We start from the raw sequence: 21290 nt of genomic DNA on the forward strand, positions 1-21290 counted from the left end.
ATAAGCAAAAAGGTGGGATGGATATGGCTAGATTAATTCCAGGACGGATACGGAATGAAGGTATAGAGCTCTATGAACAAGGTTTAGTCAGAATACTAGACGATCATGAGGGACTTCTACAAGCTGAAGTAGGGCCCTATCACGTTCAATATGGGGCTGATGATGAGGACGTAACTTGCCAATGTGATGTGTTTGAGGCGAGACAGTATTGTAAACATATTGCAGCAGTGGAGTACTTTTTAAAAAATGATGAGAAAGGCAAACGATTTTCAGAGCAACTGAGTGATCAAACCGAACATAAGGCAGAGACGCAAAAAATGACCTCTTTTGGAAGTCTCTTTTTGGATAGTCTAGCAATGAACGACGATGATACCATTAAATACCGCTTATCAACCTTAGGAAGTCGTAGTCCTTTTTCGTCAGATTACTGGTGGAGTTTGAAAATTAACCGTTTGCCAGATGACCGTTCTTATGTGATTCGAGACATCAAAGGCTTTTTGCAATTGGTCAAAAAGGAAGGGTTTTATCAGATTGGTAAAAACTATTTTGAACAGCTGTCTTGGTTACAATTTGATCAGCCAAGTCAAGAATTAATCGACTTTTTATGGCGGTTGTCTTCTGATACAGATAAAGGGGAGCAAGATAATGTCTTTCCTAATCATGGAAGACATTTACGCCTACCTAGTGGCTTTTTTGAGGAAGGTATCCACCTACTAACAGGTCTTTACGATTTCAGTTTTGAGGGTCCTTCTCAAACCTATCATCATCTGTTTGTTCGTCCTTTAGATGCAGAAGCAGGGCTTTACCATTTTAAGGTAGAAGTGCATCGACAATCGATTGAGTTGCAAATTACCGAAAAAAATGTGCAATATTTTTTCGACAATGCTTATCTGCTTTACCAAGATACTTTCTATCACCTATCTTTAAAACAAGCGAAAATGGTTCAAGCTATTCGTAGTCTACCAATTAATGCTGATTTGGCAAAACACATTCATTTTCACTTAGATGACCAGGCTAAACTGGCTGCTAGTTTATTAGAGTTTAAGCAAATTGGAAGTGTAGAGGCTCCTAAGAGTTTTACCATTCGTGATTTTGACGTGACTTTCCAGTTTGACTTAGTTGGACAGGATGAAATAAGTTGTCAACTGCTCTTCGACTACGGGCATTACCAGGTGACTGATAAGGCAACTTTGGATCAGCTTCCCTTTGCTAGTAATTACAAAAAAGAAGAGAAAATCAATCGTTCTTTGAGGGCCTTTGGCTTTTCCCCGCAGTTTTATTCTAAAAAACGGTTATCTAGTAAAGCAGAACTTTATGCCTTTTTCACGGAAATGGTTCCATATGTTGAACGTATAGGGACAGTAGTGTTAAGTTCATCATTAGAAGGATTAAGGTCTAAGGAAAGGCCTCAGATTGCTATTGAGCGCAAGGGAGGATTATTGGATATTTCCTTTGATTTTTCGACAATCGTGGAAGATGATATCGATGATGCCCTAACTGCCCTTTTTCAAAATAATTCTTATTTCGTGAGCCAATCGGGGCAGCTCGTTGTTTTTGATGAGGAGACGCAAAAGGTTAGTCACAGTTTACAAGAATTAAGAGCAAAACATCTCAAAAATGGGCATATGCAACTGGATGGCATTGCTGCCTTACAAGTGTCACAACTTTTTGAAGGGATGTCTTCAGTACACCTTTCGAAAGAGTTAGAAGAATTGGTGCATCATTTGCAACATCCGGAAACGTTTGCTATCAAACAGCTATCGGTACAAGCTCAGGTAAGAGATTACCAAAGACAAGGGATTCAGTGGTTATCGATGTTAGACCATTATGGATTTGGAGGCATCTTAGCCGATGATATGGGACTTGGAAAAACCTTACAAACCATAGCTTTCTTATCTAGTCAGCTGCAACCAGATAGTAAAGTATTGATTCTATCGCCTTCAAGCCTTATTTATAATTGGTTGGATGAATGCCAAAAATTCACTCCTCAGTTAGACGCTGTGGTTTCCTATGGCTTGAAGCAAGTCAGAGATCACCTTATTGAAGAAGGCCACCAGATTACGATTACAAGCTATTCTTCTTTTAGACAAGACTTTGAGACTTATCAAGCCTTCGAGTACGATTATTTGATTTTGGATGAAGCGCAAGTGATTAAGAATGCTCAGACAAAAATTGCGCAATGTTTGCGTGCTTTTAATGCCAAAAATTGCTTTGCTTTATCAGGGACACCGATTGAAAATAAATTGCTGGAAATTTGGTCCATTTTTCAAATTGTTTTACCAGGTCTTCTTCCTGCCAAAAAAGAGTTTTTAAAAATGACGGCCAAGCAGGTATCGCGATATATCAAGCCCTTTATTATGCGTCGTAAAAAAGAAGACGTCTTACCAGAATTACCTAACCTGATTGAAATGACTTATCCAAATGAAATGACGGATAGCCAAAAAGCAATCTACTTAGCACAGTTAAGGCAAATGCAGAATCAGATTCGAACTGCCAGCGATGCAGATATTAACCGTCGTAAAATTGAAATTTTGTCAGGGATTACGCGATTGAGGCAGATTTGTGATACTCCAAGTCTCTTTATGGACTACGATGGGGAAAGTGGTAAGTTAGAGAGTTTGCGAACTTTGTTACTACAAATCAAGGAAAACGGGCACCGCGCCTTGATTTTCTCTCAATTTAGGGGAATGTTGGACTTAGCTAAGCAGGAGATGGATGCTTTAGGTCTCACGGCCTACCAAATGACAGGATCAACCCCTGCTAATGAGCGCCAAGAAATGACAAGAGCCTTTAATAACGGTTCTAAAGATGCCTTTTTGATTTCTCTTAAAGCAGGAGGGGTTGGACTCAATTTAACAGGAGCAGACACAGTGGTGTTAATTGACCTATGGTGGAATCCTGCCGTTGAAATGCAAGCTATCAGTCGCGCACACCGGATTGGGCAAGAAGATAACGTAGAAGTCTATCGCCTAATCACTCGAGGTACTATTGAAGAAAAGATTTTAGAATTACAAGAAAGCAAACGCAATCTGGTAACAACTGTCTTGGATGGGAATGAAAGCCGTGCAAGTATGTCTATTGAAGAAATTAAAGAGATTCTAGGTTTAGAAATCTAGAGATGTTGGTCAGTTTCGTTAAAGAAACTGACTTTTTTGATGTCGAGAGTCAAAATTGATGGCAAGAACTACTTTCGCCTAGTGAAACTAGTAACAAGTAAGGGAAAAAGCACGCGATGTCGTCTCTTGACGTACAACCCAAGTGTTTTATTCAAGCAGAATTCTATAGGAATACTTTGAAAAATAAGAGTAATTACGCTATAATAGGGAATGCTACATGAAGGGAGAAGCAGAAAAAGGATGACAAATACTCAATTTCCTCTGGTTGCAGATGGTGTTCCGATTATTGATACAGCCAAGCAGATGGCTTTATACGAGAACGAAGACCTCATCACTAATATCCATGGCTATTATCAAGACAAGGATTATGATGATGTCACAAAAAATTACCAATTTGCAGACCAAGTCATGTCTCATCAAAGCTCTTCTTCTCATCAGCGTCTTCAAACCATCAACGAAGGTCGTAGCTATGCCAAAGAGGCACGCAAAAAGGCAAAACAAGATCTTAAGGAAAAAAGACAGGCTTATCTTGCCAAAGAGATGACTTATGTTCCTAAGCAAGTGCCAAAGACAAAACGTCCTGCTGAATCAGTTCTGCCTAAACAGAGGCCTGAAACTGAGATGAGTCGCTTTACCGAAAAACTGCATCAAGAAGATTATATTTTAGCAGAGCTTCCTCGGGAGTATAAAGAGCCTGACAATCCATCACATCAAGGTTCAGCAAAGAAGAATAATTACGATTTTTTGAAGCGTAGCCAAATTTATAATAACAAAGAAACTAGAGAACAACGTGAAAAGACAATTGCGCAAGAGCTTAACCTAAGCCGATTCGAAGACCTTGAATAAGGGGATTTTTATCAGGCGCAAGTAGGATTACAAAGGAGTTAAGATGTCAAAAACCTATCATTTTATTGGAATTAAGGGATCTGGAATGAGTGCCCTAGCTCTTATGTTGCATCAAATGGGACATAAGGTTCAAGGGAGTGATGTTGAAAAATATTATTTTACCCAGCGAGGCTTAGAACAAGCTGGAATCACGATTCTTCCTTTTAGCGAAGATAACATTACCGAAGATATGGAACTTATCGTGGGAAATGCCTTCCGTGAAGATAATAACAATGAAGTTGCCTATGCTATCCAACATGAGATTCCATTCAAACGCTATCATGAGTTTTTAGGAGACTTTATGAAGCAGTTTATTAGTTTTGGTGTGGCAGGTGCTCATGGGAAAACGTCAACCACAGGATTATTGTCCCATGTCTTAAAGAATATTACGGATACTTCCTACTTGATTGGAGATGGCACTGGCCGTGGTTCAGCCAATGCACAATATTTCGTTTTCGAATCAGATGAATATGAGCGTCATTTCATGCCTTATCATCCAGAATATTCCATCATTACCAATATTGATTTTGATCATCCTGACTATTTTACAGGGATTGATGATGTGCGAAGCGCCTTTAATGATTATGCCAAACAGGTTAAGAAAGCCTTGTTTGTCTACGGTGAAGATCAGGAATTAAAGAAAATCACAGCTAACGCTCCGATTTATTACTACGGTTTTGAAGAGGGGAATGACTTTGTGGCATCTGATATTGCTCGCACCACCCATGGCTCTGATTTTACAGTGAAACATGATGGTCAAATTATTGGTCGGTTCCATGTGCCGGCTTATGGTCGTCATAATATCTTGAATGCAACGGCAGTGATTGCTAATCTATTTGTTGCTGGTATCGATATGGAACTTGTGGCAGAACACCTGAAAACTTTCTCAGGGGTCAAACGTCGCTTTACTGAGAAATTAATTAATGAGACGATTATCATTGATGATTTTGCTCACCATCCGACAGAAATTGTTGCGACCATTGATGCTGCGAGACAAAAATATCCAAATAAAGAGATTGTAGCCATTTTTCAACCTCATACCTTTACGCGAACTATTGCTCTCTTGGATGACTTTGCCTTGGCCTTGAACGAAGCGGATAGCGTCTATTTAGCACAAATTTACGGCTCTGCTCGTGAAGTGGATAAAGGAGAGGTTAAGGTCGAAGATTTAGCTGCTAAGCTGACTAAGCCTGCTAAGATCGTTACTGTGGATAATGTATCGCCTCTTCTTGACCATGACAATGCGGTTTATGTCTTTATGGGAGCTGGAGATATCCAGTTGTATGAACGGTCTTTCGAAGAATTGTTGGCAAACTTAACCAAAAATAATCAATAAACAATTCCTGCCCTAGGCAGGTTTTATCGTCCTAAAGGAGGTTTTGATGCTTATTAGACAGGTCCAAGAAGCTGATTGGGAGACTATTGCTGCTATTGAACGTGATAATTTTTCACCACAAGAAGCGGCGACAAAAGAAGCTATTGGAGAACGGATTCGCCTTATTCCCGATACTTTTTTAGTGGCTCTTATTGATCAAAAAATTGTTGGTTACATCGAAGGACCAGTTATGGCTAAGCCTATTTTAGAAGATCATCTTTTTCATCATGTTAAAAGCAATCCTGTAAGTGGTGGCTATATTGCCATCACTAGCCTTTCGATTGATAAGGCTTTCCAACAACAAGGAATTGGGATCGCTCTTTTGGCAGCAATGAAAGATCTCGCAGTAGCTCAGCGTAGAGATGGTATTATTTTGACTTGTCATGATTACCTTATCCCTTACTACGAGATGAATGGGTTCCATAATCAAGGTCTCTCAGAATCAGAGCATGGTGGAGCTATTTGGTATCAAATGTTTTGGCACACTTAAAAGTCATATCATCATCGGTCATTATTTGTTAAGAATAAGTAACAAACGCGTGATTTAATTGCATTTATAAGGCTTTTAAGTTATAATGGCGGTTGATTATATTTAGGAGGATTGGCTTTGACCGATTTTAAGGATGATGAGTACAAAAACCAGCAACGAAGCTTTAAAGAGCAGATTCTTGCTGAGTTGGAAAAAGCAAATCAAATCAGAAAAGAAAAAGAAGAAGAGCTTTTTCAAAAAGAACAAGAGGCAAAAGAAGCTGCTCGGCGTACAGCCCAGCTTTATGCTGAGTATAAGAGACAGGATTATTTGAAAAAAGAGACAGCGACAGGGAATCCCCAATCAGATGATCAGTTAGCTGGCGATCCCTCTCTCTCATACCCTGAACATCAAAGTATACCAGAATCAACAGAGGCTAATAATGAAACTGTTGATAAGAATCTGGAAACAGAGAATCCACCTGCATCTGCAGCAGATATGGAAACAAGTCGAGAAGAAGTCGGTAGACAAGACGCTTTTTCTGATATGACTCAGGAGGAAGTAAGAACTGAGAAAGGCGAAGCAGTGAGACGAACAGTAAATAAACGCCAACAGACAGATCGCATGGCGAAAAAGATTTCAACTATTTTGATTAGTTCCATTATCATTGCTCTTTTAGCTGTCGGTTTAGCAGGAACGGTGTATGTTTATAGCGCCCTTAACCCTGTTGATAAAAACAGTAAGGAGTTTGTTCAAGTTGAGATTCCTTCAGGATCTGGTAATAAATTAATTGGTCAGATTCTCCAAAAAGAAGGCTTGATTAAAAATAGTACCGTCTTTAGTTTTTACACGAAATTCAAAAACTTTACCAATTTCCAAAGCGGTTATTATAATTTGCAAAAAAACATGAGTTTAGAAGAAATTGCTAAAGCTTTACAAGAAGGTGGAACAGCAGAGCCAACCAAACCCGCGCTAGGCAAAATCCTTATCCCAGAAGGATATACCATCAAGCAAATTGCCAAAGCTGTTGAACACAATAGCAAAGGAAAAGACCAAAAAGCTAAAACACCATTTCATGAAAAAGATTTCTTGAATTTAGTGGCAGATGAGACTTTTATTCAAAAAATGGTCAAGAAATACCCAAGATTATTGGGAAGTATTCCAACAAAGGAAGCAGCTGTTTACCGTTTGGAGGGATACCTTTTCCCTGCAACTTATAATTATTACGAAGAAACCACATTAGAGAGTCTTATTGATGACATGTTAGCAGCTACAGATGCTACTTTAGCACCTTATTACGATCAAATCGCTGCAAGTGGCAAGTCAGTTAATGATGTTTTAACCTTGGCTTCTTTAGTTGAAAAAGAAGGTTTCACCGACGATGATCGACGTCAAATTGCAAGTGTCTTTTACAATCGACTTAATAATGGGATGGCCTTGCAGTCAAATATTGCAATCTTATATGCTATGGGAAAACTTGGTCAAAAAACAACTTTAGCTGAAGACGCTGCTATTGACACAACCATCAATTCTCCTTATAATATTTATACCAATACAGGATTGATGCCTGGTCCGGTTGATAGCTCAGGTCTTTCTGCTATTGAAGCAACGATAAACCCCGCTTCAACGGATTATTTATACTTTGTGGCCAATGTCCATACTGGTGAAGTCTACTACGCAAAAACATTTGAAGAGCATTCCGCAAATGTTGAGAAATATGTAAATAGTCAAATTCAGTAAATACAAACATGATGCCTAGGCATCATGTTTGTATTTCTGATTAGTTAAAAAGAAAAAGAAAAGAGAACGATTATGGCTGAAAAAACCTATCCAATGACCCTCACTGAAAAAGAACAACTTGAAAAAGAATTAGAAGAATTAAAACTTGTTCGTCGCCCAGAAGTTGTGGAACGCATTAAAATTGCTCGTTCATATGGAGATCTTTCTGAAAACTCTGAGTATGATGCTGCTAAAGATGAACAAGCTTTTGTGGAAGGTCAAATTTCAACTTTGGAAACAAAAATCCGTTACGCTGAGATCATTGATAGTGATGCAGTAGCTAAAGATGAAGTTGCCATTGGTAAAACTGTTGTGGTTCAAGAAGTTGGTACGACAGACAAAGACACTTACCACATCGTTGGTGCTGCAGGAGCAGATATTTTCTCAGGTAAAATTTCCAATGAAAGTCCGATTGCACAAGCCTTAATTGGTAAAAAAACAGGTGACAAGGTTAGAATTGAATCACCAGCAGCTACTTATGATGTTGAAATCATCAGCGTTGAAAAAACAAATTAATCAGATGAAGTCATTATTTGCCTAACCACTAAGTGTTTTGGTTGCTAATGGCTTTTTTTGTACAGTCTTATGAGGTGGTCTGACAATGGGGTTAAGTAATAGCATTGATATCAGGTAAACTAGCGATTTGCTGATGTCTTTCTGGTATTAACGAATAGCAAATCAAAAGGCTAGGACCATTTAGGTCTAGCCTTTTTCAGTTATTCTAATTAACGTTTTCGTTGTTTTCCAGCGTTACGGTTTGATTTTGTTTTTTTAGGCAAAATAGCTTGTTCCATGTTTTGTGAAGGAGTAACATCCTTACGAGAAGAAGTTGATTGGTATGCCTTAGGCGGGTTTTTAGCGTATTCTTCTTCAATTTGTTTATGCAATCGAGGTTTCAAGATGTAAGTGGTGATTAACTGTTGAATGATACTAAAGAAACCACCAACTAGCCAGTAAAGACCAACACCTGCAGGAAGGGAGAAGGACATGACTATCATCATGATAGGCATGGTGTACATCATCGCCTTCATTTGCTCGCGTTGTTCTTCTGAAACGGCCATCATTGACAACCATGATTGGAAGAAGTAAAGAGCAGCGATAATTGCTGTTAACACTAAACTACGGCTACCAAGGTCAATGCCCATAAAGGTACTTGTCGATACCCCTTTAGTGTATTGAGCGGCAAAGTACATGGCAGAGAAGAATGGCATCTGGATGAGAAGAGGTAAACACCCGATACCTCCAAGAGGATTAATCCCATGGGCACGCTGAGCGGCCATTAATTCTGTTTGGGCAGCCATTTTTTCCTCTTGACTACTTGCCTGTTTGATACGCTTATTGATTGGTTCAAAAACGGGTTTCAAGAAGGCCATTTTCTCAGATTGATAACTTGCTTTCCAAGATTGGTAAAGTCCCAGAGGTAAGATAAGCGTTCTCACAACAATGGTAACAATGATAATAGCAAGTCCATAACCTAGTCCGGCATTGTTTGCAAAGTAATCAATAAAATATGACATGGGTTTTCCAAGAAATTCCCAAATCATACCTTTGGGATTTCCGTGAGCGTCTCTTCCCACACAGCCTGTCAAAGTGAATAGAATTGACAGAGCTAGTCCTGAAAAGAGAATGCGATTTAATTTTAGTTTCAATGTGTTTATCCTTTAATTTTTAATATACTTATCTATTTTACTGTTTTTTTCAGAAATTCACAATAGTTCTGAAGTCCGATTTTTAATTGCTTATTCGAAAGTCCTGAAAGTCTTCAAAATTAGCCATGGTAACATCTACATAAGTGACTTTTGCCCATTTGGATGGTCCTTTGCGGACTTCTTGAATAAATTTGGCTATTTTATCGGAATCTTTTGATTGGACCAGAATTTCAACGGTCCCATCGCTATTGTTCCAAACACGGCCATAAATATCTCCCATGTCTAGAGCTAAAGCATAGGTAGCGTATCGAAAACCAACACCTTGTACACGTCCAGAGACCAGTAAGCGAACTTTTTTCATCAGCAATCCCTCCTTGGCTTTATTATACCACATGCTTAACAGGAAATCCCTTCAGCCAATTGCCTACTTTCTGTTACTTTTACTAAAGACAAGAAGACATAAACGAGATAGTCGGCAGGGCTAACCGTAAATGAGATTGGCCTATATTTTAAACATCGTATCAGAAGATAGTCTTTTAGGTCTAAAACATTGAACTGACCAAAGCTTAATCATCTAAGAAGTTAGTGCTTTAAAATGTTGACGTGTATGGTATAATAGGCGCATGGTTATTACATCAAAAGCAAATCAACTGATTAAACAAACGAAAAAATTACTGCAGAAGAAGCATCGCCAGTACTCCTATTTAATTGAAGGATGGCACCTTTTTGAAGAAGCTCAACAATCTGGTCAAGGTTTTCGACATATTTTTGTTCTAGAAGAATTGGCTGAGCGTGTCGCTGATCAAGAAAAAGTGGTTCTTGTTAGTGCAGACGTATTAAAAGAATTAACAGACTCCCCCAGCCCTCAAGGGATTATCGCTGAGGTCGACATGCCCCAGTTAGCCTTTCCAACAGACTACCAAGGGAAATACTTGATTTTAGAAGATGTTCAGGACCCAGGTAATCTAGGTACCATCATTCGTACAGCAGACGCTGCTGGATTTGATGGGGTGTTTCTTTCAGAAAAATCAGCAGATGTTTACAATTCAAAGACTCTACGTTCTATGCAAGGAAGTCACTTTCATCTTCCCATTTGGCGGACAGATATCTACAAAATTTGTCGGGAAATGCAAGAACATAACACCCCGGTTTTAGCGACGACACTATCAAAAGTCTCTGTTGACTACAAAACAGTTCCACACCAAGAGAGTTTTGCATTGGTCATGGGGAATGAAGGACAGGGCATTAGTGCTGAAATGACAACCTTAGCTGATCAATTGGTTCACATCACAATGCCAGGTCAGGCAGAAAGTTTAAATGTTGCTGTAGCGGCAGGAATCCTCATTTTCAGCTTCATTTAAGCTAATATGCTATAATGGAGGTGTGAGGTGATTAAAATATGCATTATACAGAAGATAAAGAATACATGGAACATGTTGGTCATTTGATCGCTCATCCTCGCTTCCAAAAATTAGAAGGTATTGTTCAGCACCACCATTCGACACGTCTAGAACATTCTATAAACGTTTCTTATTCAAGTTATAAGTTGGCTAAACGATTTGGCTGGGATGCTAAAAGCACTGCCAGAGGAGGATTACTCCATGACTTCTTTTATTATGATTGGCGAGTGACCAAGTTCAACAAGAGTCATGCCTGGGTTCATCCGCGTATTGCTGTACGAAACGCAAAAAAATTGACAGAACTCAATAAAAAAGAAGAAGATATTATTTTAAAACACATGTGGGGAGCAACGGTCGCTTTTCCACGCTATAAAGAAAGCTATATTGTGACTCTGGTCGATAAATATTGGGCTGTTAAGGAGGCTGCAACCCCCTTGAGGCAAAAATGGACGAATCGACGGTTTTTACGTCGTAAGACACTTCAAAGTCACAATCGCTGAGTAAAGGAGATTTTATGAACGATCATGTCATTTACACGCAATCCGATGCGGGACTAAATCAATTTTTTGCAAAGATTTATAGTCTGGTAGGGATGGGAATTGGCCTGTCAGCCTTTGTTTCTTATTTGATGCTTTACCCTTTTAGAGACAACCTCGTATCTATCATTGCTAATCAACCCATGGTCTACTATGGGGCTGTGATTATTGAGTTAATTTTGGTTTTTGTGGCAAGTGGTGCTGCTCGTAAAAATACACCCGCTGCCTTGCCTCTTTTTCTCATTTATTCTGCCTTAAACGGTTTCACGCTTAGTTTTATTATTGCTATTTACACACAAACAACTGTATTTCAAGCCTTTGTTTCCTCTGCTGTTGTTTTCTTTGCAATGTCAGTGCTTGGTGTGAAAACCAAACGTGATATGACCGGTCTAAGGAAGGCTATGTTTGCTGCTTTGATTGGGATTATTGTAGCTAGTCTGATTAATCTCTTTATTGGTAGTGGGATGATGAGTTATGTCATTAGTATTATTTCCGTGCTAATTTTCTCAGGTCTCATCGCATCAGACAATCAAATGATTAAACGTGTTTATCAAGCGACAAATGGTCAGGTTGGAGATGGCTGGGCGGTAGCTATGGCCCTTAGTCTGTACCTAGACTTTATTAACTTATTTATTAGTCTTCTTCGTCTTTTTGGACGAAATGATTAAGGTTGAAAAAGAAAATGTTTAACACTCTCTTTTCAGACTGAAGAAAAAGTCTGCTTGCTTCAAAGTTATTATTTTTCATGATACTTGACTTAGATGGCACGGACGGTAGCAACTCCCTACGGGATTTCATACCTAGATGTTGAGCCTAGGTCTTAAAATCTCTGAACGCCAGAAACGTCATGTTTCTGGCGTTTTTGCTACGTCGTAAAGTATAGAGCTTGGACTCATTTCGCTTGCCTACGACTAATACAATGTAAAAAGTAATACTATTTTTTGATGACATGGTAAACAAATTCTCTTAGAGGTTCTTTTTCTACAACCTGAAGAGAGAGTTCAACGCTCCCTTCTTTCTACTTTCTATATGAGTCATCAGATAACAGGACTTCTATGAAAAAGGTTGTGTTAGTCGAGATGATGCTTGTAAAAAAGCAAGAGAAAGTCGTGAAAAGCCTATGTCTTAATTTGTAAACTCTTCCTTTTTTTGGTATACTATAAAAGATTAAAAACGAGGAGAATATAGATAGATATGTCAACAACTATTTGGATTTTATTACTTATTGTTGCCCTTGGGGTAGGTGTTTTTGGTGGGATTTTTATTGCCCGTAAACAGATTGAAAAAGAAATTGGTGAACACCCACGTTTAACACCAGAGGCTATTCGTGAAATGATGAGCCAGATGGGGCAAAAACCAAGTGAAGCAAAAATCCAACAAACTTACCGTAATATTGTGAAACAATCAAAAGCAGCCGTTGCTAAGGGTAAAAAATAAGAAATAGTTGCTATAAAGGAACCTTGTTAGTATCGTTAAGAGTGAACAGTCTTTGATTTTCAATGTTCGTTAGAACATGTCTTGTCAGTTAGGGTTGTCAACTGTTCAGGGTTTAAAAAGGAACTCAGTTGGCTATTACCAACTGAGTTTTTCATGTTGTCAATAAGAAAGTAGTAGTGATGGATACAAGACCAATTGGTTTTTTAGATTCTGGTGTGGGAGGTTTGACCGTAGTTCGTGAGTTGATGCGGCAACTTCCTCATGAAAAAGTGGTATATATTGGTGATTCAGCTAGGGCCCCTTATGGTCCAAGACCTGCTGAGCAAATTAGAGAATACACATGGGATCTTGTCCGTTTTTTGCTGACCAAAAATGTGAAAATGATTGTTTTTGCTTGTAATACAGCAACAGCAGTAGCTTGGGAAGAGGTCAAAGAAGCTCTGGACATCCCTGTTTTAGGTGTGATTTTACCTGGATCAAGTGCAGCAATAAAATCGACAACCAAAGGTCAGGTTGGTGTGATTGGAACACCGATGACAATAGCTTCGGACATTTACCGTCAAAAAATTCAATTACTAGCACCAACAGTAGAGGTGGCTAGCCTAGCTTGTCCTAAATTTGTCCCCATTGTCGAGTCTAATGAAATACGTTCTAGCGTCGCTAAAAAAGTCGTCTATGAAAGTTTGACGCCCTTGGTGGGTAAAATTGACACGCTCGTTCTAGGCTGTACGCATTACCCTCTGCTTCGTCCGATTATTCAAAACGTTATGGGGCCGTCGGTCAAGTTGATCGATAGCGGGGCAGAATGTGTTCGGGATATTTCTGTTCTTTTAAACTACTTTGAAATTAATGGTAGTCGCTGTCAAGAAAAGGTAAAACACCATTTTTACACAACGGCAAGTCCTGAAATCTTTCAAGAGATTGCCTCAGTATGCTTAAACCAAAAAATAGATGTGGAGCATGTGACCTTATGAGTGAGAAAATTTATGAATACAAAGACGAGACCAATTGGTTTATCGGAAAGATGACCGGTCATAATATGATTACGGGGTGGGGAATAGATTGTGAGAACATTAAAAGAATAGATGATCTTTTAGATGGTATTGCCGCAACGTTAGACTGGGAAAATCCTAAAGGTTATGATGTTTCAGTGGTGCGGTACCAGTCTCATTTGTCTCTCATCACCTTTATTATCGATATGATTAACCAAGAAACACGGCGTGAGATTAAGGTGATTCCCCATGCAGGTACGATTTTGTTAATGGAAAATGGGCAACTACTTGCTGTTTATCTCCCAGAGGGTGGTGTATCAACAGATGCGTTTTTTGCTTCCAGTACGGATGGTTTTGGGGACACTCTTTTAATTGCCACCAGAAATGAGGGGAAAACCAAAGAATTTCGTCGTTTGTTTGGAGACCTGGGGTATCGTGTAGAAAATCTCAACGATTATCCTAAATTGCCAGATGTGGCAGAAACGGGTGTCACTTTTGAAGAAAATGCCCGCTTGAAGGCGGAAACCATTTCACGCTTAACAGGGAAGATGGTTTTGGCAGATGATTCGGGATTAAAAGTAGATGCTTTGGGTGGCTTACCTGGGGTTTGGTCTGCGCGTTTCTCAGGACCAGATGCCACTGATGATAGCAACAATGCTAAATTATTACACGAGTTAGCAATGGTCTTTGATCAAAAGGACCGTTCAGCACAATTCCATACAACGTTGGTAGTAGCTGCTCCCGATAAAGATAGCTTGGTTGTTGAAGCTGAATGGCCAGGCTACATTGCTACACAACCTAAGGGAGACAACGGCTTTGGCTATGATCCTCTCTTTATTGTAGGAGAGACAGGACGTCATGCAGCAGAATTAGAGGCTGATGAAAAGAATCACCTGTCTCATCGAGGTCAAGCTGTTCGAAAATTAATGGAGGTCTTTCCAATATGGCAAGCAAAACAATCATAGTAATGAGTGATTCTCACGGCGATCGAGACATCGTTCAAGCCATTAAAGATAAGTATCTTGGTCAAGTTGATGCTATTTTCCATAATGGGGATTCTGAATTGAAAAGTTCGGACCCTATTTGGGATGGGATTTATGTGGTTGGAGGAAACTGTGATTACGACGCTGGTTACCCAGATGATCTCGTCACACAACTAGATAATCTTACCATTGCTCAGACACACGGACATTTGTACCACATTAATTTTACGTGGGATAAATTGGACTATTTTGCTCAAGAAGCAGAGGCAGACCTCTGCATATATGGTCACCTACACCGTCCAGCAGCCTGGCAAGTTGAGAAAACGATTTTTGTTAACCCTGGATCTGTTTCACAACCTCGTGGTGAGGTCAATGAAAAACTCTATGCCCGTATTGACGTGACAGATACTACTATTAGGGTCAACTATTTTACCCGACAACATGAGCTTTACCCATTACTATCTAAGGAATTTAAACGATGATCGCAAAAGAATTTGAAACGTTTTTAATGAGTCATTTGGATAGCTACCTCATTCCAGCGGAAGATTTAGCCATTTTTATTAACACGCATAATGCAGACCATGTGATGCTACTCTTAGTTAGCAACGGGTTTTCAAGAGTTCCGGTGATTACGCGGGAGAAAAAATATGTGGGCACCATTAGCATCTCTGATATCATGACTTATCAAGCTCAAGGACAGTTGACTGACTGGGAGATGCGTCAAACGGATATCGGAGAGATGGTTAATACCAAAATCGAAACCATTAGTATTACTTCTAGTTTAACAGAAATCATGCATAAGTTAGTTGATTATCCTTTCTTGCCAGTTGTGGATCAAGAAGAGCGCTTTGTCGGTATTATCACTCGAAAATCGATTTTAAAAGCAGTCAACAGCCTTCTGCATGATTTTACAGACGATTATACCATTACTAAAAAATGATAACCTATATTGAAGCTTTTATTGCGAGTAAAACCTTATCTTTAAATAGTCAAAAGGCTTACCAATACGATTTGCAGCAGTTTTCTCAAGTTGTTGGGGAACGTATTAGTCAGGACAAATTGTCCCTTTATCAAAACAGTTTATCGGCAATTAGCCCATCCGCTAAAAAACGAAAGATATCTACGGTTAATCAGTTTTTGTATTACTTGTATCAGGAAAATCATTTGAGCTATTATTTTAGAATAACGGACCGAACAAAGATTCCGACAGCTAACAAACAAGACCTTGCTCTAATTGATCGGGACTGTTTTTACCAAGATACTCCTTTGGCGGCGGGCCAGTTAATCGCTTTGTTGATGCTAGAACTAGGATTGACGCCGAGTGATTTAGCCTGTATTGAGGTGGCGAATCTCGATTTAACCTTCCAAGTGTTGAGGTTACAGACAGCAAAAGGTGTTCGTGTATTGCCGTTATCTCACCAGCTTATCCCGTTCTTAGAAAGACAACGAAATGGTAAAAAGAGATACCTCTTTGAACACCAAGGTCAAGCTTTTTCAAGGCAGTGGTTTTTTAACCAACTAAAAGGATTTCTCGAAAGCATAGGGTATAAGGAATTAACCGCACAAAAATTACGGGAGCAGTTTATTTTGAAGGAAAAGTCGAGAGGAAAATCAATCATGGAGCTTAGTCAGTTTCTAGGATTGAAAAGCCCAGCGACTTTAGAAAAATATTACAAATCATAATGGATATAAAAGTTAAAGATTTTGAAGGACCTCTAGATTTACTGCTGCATTTGGTGTCCAAGTACAAGGTTGATATTTACGAGGTACCGATTGTAGAAGTCATTGAACAGTACCTTGCCTACGTTGAAACCTTGCAGGCTATGAAATTAGAGGTTGCTGGCGAATACATGCTGATGGCAAGCCAATTAATGCTCATTAAAAGCAGACGTCTTCTTCCCAAAATTGTCGAAGAACCTCAAGACGATGACAATCTAGAGCAAGACTTGCTGGATAAAATTGAAGAATATAGTCGTTTTAAAGCTCTTAGCCAGGAATTAGCTGAGCAGCACAATCGTCGGGCCAAATATTATTCAAAGCCCAAGCAAGAATTGATTTTTGAAGATGCTGTTTTGCAAGAAGACAAAACCGTGATGGATTTATTTCTTGCTTTTTCCAAAATCATGACGGCTAAACGAGAAGCCTTTAAAAATAACCATACGGTGATTGAACGTGATGATTATCGAATTGAGGACATGATGGTGTCGATTGAAAAACGGCTGGAGAAGGATAAGGTGGTTAGCCTATCTGCTATCTTTGACGATTGCCAGTCCTTAAACGAAGTGATTACCTTATTTCTAGCCAGCTTGGAATTAATCAAGATGCACTTAGTTATTGTAGAACAAGCCACAAATTTTGGTCAGATTATTTTGAGAAAGGAGATGCCATGAAGAGCTATTTGTCACAGATAGAAGCATTGCTATTTGTTGCAGGTGAAGAAGGATTGAGCCTAAGGCAGTTAGCAACCATGCTCTCTTTACCTCCAACAGCTTTACAACAACAATTGGAAAAGCTCTCTCAAAAATATGAATCTGATTTAGACTCTAGCCTTTGCTTAATGGAATCATCAAATACTTATAAATTGGTGACCAAGGAAATTTTTGCTGATATTTTACGAGATTATGCTAAGGCTCCTATCAATCAAAGTTTATCTCGTGCCAGTTTAGAAGTATTATCTATCATTGCTTACAAGCAACCTATTACTCGGATAGAAATTGATGATATTCGAGGGGTCAATTCAAGTGGTGCCTTAACCAAGTTATTAGCTTTTGAACTCATAAAAGAAGCTGGAAAGAAAGAAGTGATTGGCCGTCCTCGCTTGTATGCCACGACAGATTATTTTCTTGATTATATGGGAATTAATCATCTGGATCAGTTAGTGGATGTGTCAGCTATCGAATTAGCCGATGAAGAAAGTGCTCTTTTCAAACAGGAGACTGAGAATGACTAGGTCTCACTCGAGTTCCTTGGCATTTAAAAAGAGGGATATGACTTTGGCTTACCCAAGTTGACTGGTAATATCGTGACGACCAGTTGCCCAAAAGAAAGAAGAAAAAGAATGAGAATTAATAAATACATTGCCCATGCGGGTGTTGCCAGTCGTCGTAAGGCTGAAGAACTGATTAAGCAAGGCCTAGTCACCTTAAATGGTCAGATTATTACGGATTTAGCAACCACTGTTAAATCGGGAGACGTGGTTGAAATAGAAGGAAGTCCTATTTACAACGAGGAAAAGGTTTACTATTTGCTTAATAAGCCACGCGGTGTTATTTCCAGTGTGTCAGATGACAAAGGCCGTAAAACGGTACTGGATTTACTGCCTCAGGTTAAAGAACGGATTTACCCTGTTGGACGTTTAGACTGGGATACATCAGGTGTTCTTATTCTAACCAATGATGGTGATTTTACTGATACCATGATTCACCCAAGAAATGAGATTGATAAGGTTTATTTAGCGCGTGTCAAAGGGATTGCAACGAAAGAGAATCTTCGTCCGCTAACGCGAGGAGTGGTGATTGATGGGAAGAAAACGAAGCCGGCTCGTTATAATATTATCCGTGTAGAAGCTGATAAGAATCGTTCCATTGTCGAACTGACAATTCATGAGGGACGAAATCATCAGGTTAAAAAAATGTTTGAATCTGTGGGGCTATTGGTAGATAAATTGTCCCGTACACGTTTTGGAACTCTTGAGTTGACTGGTTTAAGACCAGGTGAATCAAGACGATTAAATAAGAAAGAAATTAGCCAACTGCATAATTTGGCCAATACCAAAAAATGATCACAACATTATTAGTAGCACCTGTTAAAGCTTATCAACGTTACATTTCCCCTTTATTTCCGCCAACATGTCGTTACCGACCAACGTGTTCAGCTTATATGATCACTGCTATTGAAAAGCATGGAGCTAAAGGGGTATTAATGGGATTAGCAAGAATATTGAGGTGCCATCCCTTTGTTGCTGGTGGTGACGACTCTGTTCCTGATCATTTCAGTTTAAAAAGAAATAATAAGGCTCTGAAAAAATGAAAAAAAGACGGGACTTTGGCAAAAATAGATTGACATTCATTGTTAAAGTGTTATAATAACAAATAAGTATTCGTTGGTTTAAATCAAACCTGTTATGATTTAAGTTAGCGAGTCACCATCAACCACATTGTTTGCTGAGCATGACTCCGGGCAGTGTGGTTTTTTTAATGAAAAGAATAAGTGAGATTGTCATGAGAAAAGAAATCCTTAACCCAACCTATAAAGAAGAAAATAGTCGTAACCATGTTGTCTTGTTTCGACCACAAATTCCACAAAATACTGGTAATATTGCTAGAACATGTGCTGCAACTAATGCACCTTTACACATTATTAAACCCATGGGATTTCCTATTGATGACCGTAAAATGAAACGGGCTGGTCTGGATTACTGGGATAAGCTAGATGTGCGTTTTTATGATAGCTTAGAAGATTTTGTTGCTCAATGTCAGGGGAAACTACATCTGATTAGCAAGTTTGCAGACAAGATTTATTCTGAGGAAACCTATGCTGATGATCAGCCTCATTATTTCTTGTTTGGCCGTGAAGACACGGGTTTGCCGGAAGCATTTATGCGAGAACATGCAGAGAAGGCATTGCGTATTCCTATGAATGATGACCACGTTCGTAGTTTGAATGTCTCCAATACGGTTTGCATGGTTGTTTATGAAGCATTGAGACAACAGGAATTCAAAGGCCTTGACTTGACCCATACTTATCAGCATGATAAGTTAAAATAGAGCAGATTGCGGTGTGAAAAATAAGTTAATTCTAGAGAAAACGGTTTTTGGGAGAAGGCTTTACCAGCCAGTAGAAATAGTGTCGCATCGTCTCATGTAGACGGCATTGTCATGTCTGTTAGTCTGTAAATCGGTTATGGCGTGACTTCTTGACGAGTTGTTGGTACCATAGCTCACCTCGTCATATCTTTATTGTTACCACCTCATAAAGATGACGGAATATTAGCATGGTAAGACGGTCACATATCCGAAAATACTGAAACACAAAGAGAGTAGGTTAAGAAACTGCTCTTTTTTTGTTTAAAAAATAGTCAAACCTATTGCTATCTAGTGATAAATTTGCTATGCTATAAGTGTCTTCAGGGCAGGGTGTGATTCCCGACCGGCGGTAACTAGGTAACTAGAAGTCCGCGAGCGCAAGCTGATGTGGTGCGATTCCACAACCGACAGTATAGTCTGGATGAGAGAAGACCGGGTTTTTTGCGTAGGCTTTTTTGGGCTACACAATTACGAAGGAACTTCTTTCAATTTGAAAAAATTGGAGGAATTTTTTAATGTCAAAGACACATAAAATGGTTATGGTTGCCATCCTTTCAGCCATCTCGTTTGTTCTGATGCTATTTAGCTTTGCCATCATTCCTGGCGCTGAGTTCCTAAAGATTGAGTTTAGTGTCATACCAGTGTTACTTGGCTTGGTTTTAATGGATTTAAAGAGTGCTTACTTGATTTTGTTATTGAGGTCCTTGTTGAAACTCTTTTTGAACAATCGTGGGGTTAATGATTTTATTGGTCTCCCAATGAATATTATCGCTATCGCTTTATTTGTGACGGCTTTTGCCTTAGTTTGGAACCGTCAAAAAACGCTTAGTCAATATGTATTTGCTAGCTTACTAGGCACAGGTTTATTAACGTTTGGCATGGTTGTTCTCAATTATATTTTTGCGATTCCCCTCTATGCTAAATTTGCTAATTTTGATATTGGTGCCTATATTGGGATTGCTAAGTATATGGTGGCTATGGTGATTCCATTTAACCTTGTTGAGGGGTTGATATTTGCAATTGCTTTCTATTTCGTGTATATTGCAAGTAAGTCTATTTTAGAAAGATATCAACACTAATATTATGAAAAACAAACAAAACCACTTTTTAATAGCTTCTTTTGCCCTACTGATTTTTGTCATGATTGGCTATACGGTTAAATTTTTCCCTGAGAGTTTGACGTCGCTTGATAGCAGTATTCAGACTGCTATAAGGGGGACGCTTCCTCAGAGCGTGACCCGTTTTTTTAGGATCATCACAGTATTTGGAAATGTAACGACACAACTTCTTGTAGTGACTGTATCAGTTATTGCTTTCCTCTTCATAAAGTGGAAAATGGAAGCCTTTTTGGTTTTGTCAAACGGTTTTGTGGCTGCTTTATTGATTTCAAGTTTTAAATTATTGTATCAACGACCAAGGCCAAGCATTGAACACCTGGTTTATGCTGGTGGTTTCTCTTTCCCAAGTGGTCATGCTATGGGGAGTATGTTGATTTTCGGAAGTCTGTTAATTGTTTGCCATCAGCGCATCAAATCAAGACCACTACAAGTAGCAGTAGATGCTTTGTTTGTGACCCTGATCTTATTGATAGGCCTGTCTCGTGTTTATTTGGGTGTCCATTATCCAAGCGATGTCTTAGCAGGATTTATTTTAGGGTTTGGGATTCTTCATTTCCTCTATCCTTGTTATGATCAAAAACGCTTTGAATGGCGATTCCTCTTGAAACAGGACTAGGGAACTTAGAAAACAGAAAAGATATTCGTCTGGAGATATCATTATTAAGAATGTGTCTGGTAGTCAAAAGGGTAAGCTTTTGAATGCTAGTCATATTCTTTTTTTGATACCGTCTTAGCAGTTTTTTCTG

At 39.0% G+C, this 21290-nt stretch carries 24 protein-coding genes and 1 riboswitch; of the genes, 22 read left to right on the plus strand and 2 right to left on the minus strand.

Annotation, left to right across the window (positions count from 1 at the left end; all coding sequences use genetic code 11):
• The first annotated feature begins 23 nt into the window (after positions 1 to 23).
• The 6 genes from FQT67_RS02065 (at position 24) to greA (ending at position 8140) form a co-directional block, all read left to right on the plus strand.
• A complete protein-coding gene (locus FQT67_RS02065) occupies positions 24 to 3116 on the plus strand; it encodes a DEAD/DEAH box helicase (RefSeq protein WP_046176991.1) in 3093 nt (1030 codons plus the stop codon).
• Between the two features lie 240 nt (positions 3117 to 3356).
• Positions 3357 to 3962: a hypothetical protein gene (locus FQT67_RS02070; RefSeq protein ID WP_003058983.1), complete on the plus strand. Its 606-nt coding sequence runs from the start codon at positions 3357 to 3359 to the stop codon at positions 3960 to 3962.
• 43 nt (positions 3963 to 4005) lie between these two features.
• On the plus strand, positions 4006 to 5337 hold the full coding sequence (gene murC, locus FQT67_RS02075; protein WP_022554275.1) for a UDP-N-acetylmuramate--L-alanine ligase: 1332 nt from the start codon (positions 4006 to 4008) through the stop codon (positions 5335 to 5337).
• Between the two features lie 46 nt (positions 5338 to 5383).
• Positions 5384 to 5866 carry a GNAT family N-acetyltransferase gene (locus FQT67_RS02080; protein WP_003058991.1) on the plus strand — a complete coding sequence of 161 codons (483 nt, stop codon included), beginning with the start codon at positions 5384 to 5386 and terminating at the stop codon, positions 5864 to 5866.
• A 111-nt stretch (positions 5867 to 5977) separates the two neighbouring features.
• Positions 5978 to 7585: an endolytic transglycosylase MltG gene (gene mltG, locus FQT67_RS02085; RefSeq protein WP_143936363.1), complete on the plus strand. Its 1608-nt coding sequence runs from the start codon at positions 5978 to 5980 to the stop codon at positions 7583 to 7585.
• A 72-nt stretch (positions 7586 to 7657) separates the two neighbouring features.
• A complete protein-coding gene (gene greA / locus FQT67_RS02090; RefSeq protein WP_003046783.1) occupies positions 7658 to 8140 on the plus strand; it encodes a transcription elongation factor GreA in 483 nt (160 codons plus the stop codon).
• 209 nt (positions 8141 to 8349) lie between these two features.
• Here the strand turns inward: greA and yidC are convergent, their stop codons facing one another.
• Positions 8350 to 9273: a membrane protein insertase YidC gene (gene yidC, locus FQT67_RS02095; RefSeq protein ID WP_003062080.1), complete on the minus strand. Its 924-nt coding sequence runs from the start codon at positions 9271 to 9273 to the stop codon at positions 8350 to 8352.
• Between the two features lie 82 nt (positions 9274 to 9355).
• Positions 9356 to 9634: an acylphosphatase gene (locus tag FQT67_RS02100; protein WP_003058999.1), complete on the minus strand. Its 279-nt coding sequence runs from the start codon at positions 9632 to 9634 to the stop codon at positions 9356 to 9358.
• A 262-nt stretch (positions 9635 to 9896) separates the two neighbouring features.
• On the opposite strand from FQT67_RS02100, the gene FQT67_RS02105 reads away from it, so the two are divergent.
• The 16 genes from FQT67_RS02105 to FQT67_RS02180 all read left to right on the plus strand — a co-directional run bounded on the left by FQT67_RS02105 (position 9897) and on the right by FQT67_RS02180 (position 21160).
• Positions 9897 to 10634 carry an RNA methyltransferase gene (locus FQT67_RS02105; RefSeq protein WP_046176989.1) on the plus strand — a complete coding sequence of 246 codons (738 nt, stop codon included), beginning with the start codon at positions 9897 to 9899 and terminating at the stop codon, positions 10632 to 10634.
• Between the two features lie 38 nt (positions 10635 to 10672).
• Positions 10673 to 11173: an HD domain-containing protein gene (locus FQT67_RS02110; RefSeq protein ID WP_003061143.1), complete on the plus strand. Its 501-nt coding sequence runs from the start codon at positions 10673 to 10675 to the stop codon at positions 11171 to 11173.
• A 14-nt stretch (positions 11174 to 11187) separates the two neighbouring features.
• Positions 11188 to 11877, plus strand: a complete 690-nt coding sequence (locus FQT67_RS02115; protein WP_003059008.1) for a Bax inhibitor-1/YccA family protein — start codon at positions 11188 to 11190, stop codon at positions 11875 to 11877.
• 526 nt (positions 11878 to 12403) lie between these two features.
• Entirely contained in the window at positions 12404 to 12646 is a 243-nt protein-coding gene (locus FQT67_RS02120) for a YneF family protein (protein WP_003049770.1), read from the plus strand.
• Between the two features lie 179 nt (positions 12647 to 12825).
• A complete protein-coding gene (gene racE / locus FQT67_RS02125; RefSeq protein ID WP_046176988.1) occupies positions 12826 to 13620 on the plus strand; it encodes a glutamate racemase in 795 nt (264 codons plus the stop codon).
• Positions 13617 to 14603, plus strand: coding sequence for a nucleoside-triphosphate diphosphatase (locus FQT67_RS02130; protein WP_046176987.1), 987 nt, complete (start codon positions 13617 to 13619; stop codon positions 14601 to 14603). Before racE ends, FQT67_RS02130 begins: the two co-directional genes overlap by 4 nt.
• Complete coding sequence (locus tag FQT67_RS02135; RefSeq protein WP_003058964.1) at positions 14582 to 15103, plus strand: metallophosphoesterase; 522 nt, start codon at positions 14582 to 14584, stop codon at positions 15101 to 15103. Before FQT67_RS02130 ends, FQT67_RS02135 begins: the two co-directional genes overlap by 22 nt.
• Positions 15100 to 15561 carry a cyclic-di-AMP-binding protein CbpB gene (gene cbpB / locus FQT67_RS02140; protein ID WP_003061373.1) on the plus strand — a complete coding sequence of 154 codons (462 nt, stop codon included), beginning with the start codon at positions 15100 to 15102 and terminating at the stop codon, positions 15559 to 15561. Before FQT67_RS02135 ends, cbpB begins: the two co-directional genes overlap by 4 nt.
• Positions 15558 to 16304, plus strand: coding sequence for a site-specific tyrosine recombinase XerD (gene xerD, locus FQT67_RS02145; protein ID WP_003059018.1), 747 nt, complete (start codon positions 15558 to 15560; stop codon positions 16302 to 16304). The genes cbpB and xerD overlap by 4 nt, the downstream gene beginning before the upstream one ends.
• Positions 16304 to 17011: a segregation/condensation protein A gene (locus tag FQT67_RS02150; protein WP_003059030.1), complete on the plus strand. Its 708-nt coding sequence runs from the start codon at positions 16304 to 16306 to the stop codon at positions 17009 to 17011. The genes xerD and FQT67_RS02150 overlap by 1 nt, the downstream gene beginning before the upstream one ends.
• The gene (scpB, locus tag FQT67_RS02155) at positions 17008 to 17571 is read left to right on the plus strand and encodes an SMC-Scp complex subunit ScpB (protein WP_046176986.1); all 564 of its coding nucleotides are present in this window, start codon (positions 17008 to 17010) and stop codon (positions 17569 to 17571) included. The genes FQT67_RS02150 and scpB overlap by 4 nt, the downstream gene beginning before the upstream one ends.
• A 108-nt stretch (positions 17572 to 17679) precedes the next feature.
• Positions 17680 to 18402 (plus strand): pseudouridine synthase, encoded by a 723-nt coding sequence (locus FQT67_RS02160; RefSeq protein WP_003058993.1) that lies wholly within the window; start codon positions 17680 to 17682, stop codon positions 18400 to 18402.
• Entirely contained in the window at positions 18399 to 18650 is a 252-nt protein-coding gene (yidD, locus tag FQT67_RS02165; RefSeq protein WP_012766605.1) for a membrane protein insertion efficiency factor YidD, read from the plus strand. The genes FQT67_RS02160 and yidD overlap by 4 nt, the downstream gene beginning before the upstream one ends.
• Before the next feature lie 191 nt (positions 18651 to 18841).
• Positions 18842 to 19387 carry a tRNA (cytidine(34)-2'-O)-methyltransferase gene (locus FQT67_RS02170; RefSeq protein WP_046176985.1) on the plus strand — a complete coding sequence of 182 codons (546 nt, stop codon included), beginning with the start codon at positions 18842 to 18844 and terminating at the stop codon, positions 19385 to 19387.
• Positions 19388 to 19738: 351 nt separating this feature from the next.
• Positions 19739 to 19863, plus strand: a riboswitch (FMN riboswitch).
• A gap of 78 nt (positions 19864 to 19941) precedes the next feature.
• Positions 19942 to 20505, plus strand: coding sequence for an ECF transporter S component (locus FQT67_RS02175; RefSeq protein ID WP_012766607.1), 564 nt, complete (start codon positions 19942 to 19944; stop codon positions 20503 to 20505).
• A gap of 4 nt (positions 20506 to 20509) precedes the next feature.
• Positions 20510 to 21160 (plus strand): phosphatase PAP2 family protein, encoded by a 651-nt coding sequence (locus tag FQT67_RS02180; RefSeq protein WP_003058958.1) that lies wholly within the window; start codon positions 20510 to 20512, stop codon positions 21158 to 21160.
• Positions 21161 to 21290: the final 130 nt, after the last annotated feature.

The organism is Streptococcus sp. NCTC 11567 (genome assembly GCF_902141215.1).
GTDB classification, from domain to species: domain Bacteria; phylum Bacillota; class Bacilli; order Lactobacillales; family Streptococcaceae; genus Streptococcus; species Streptococcus dysgalactiae.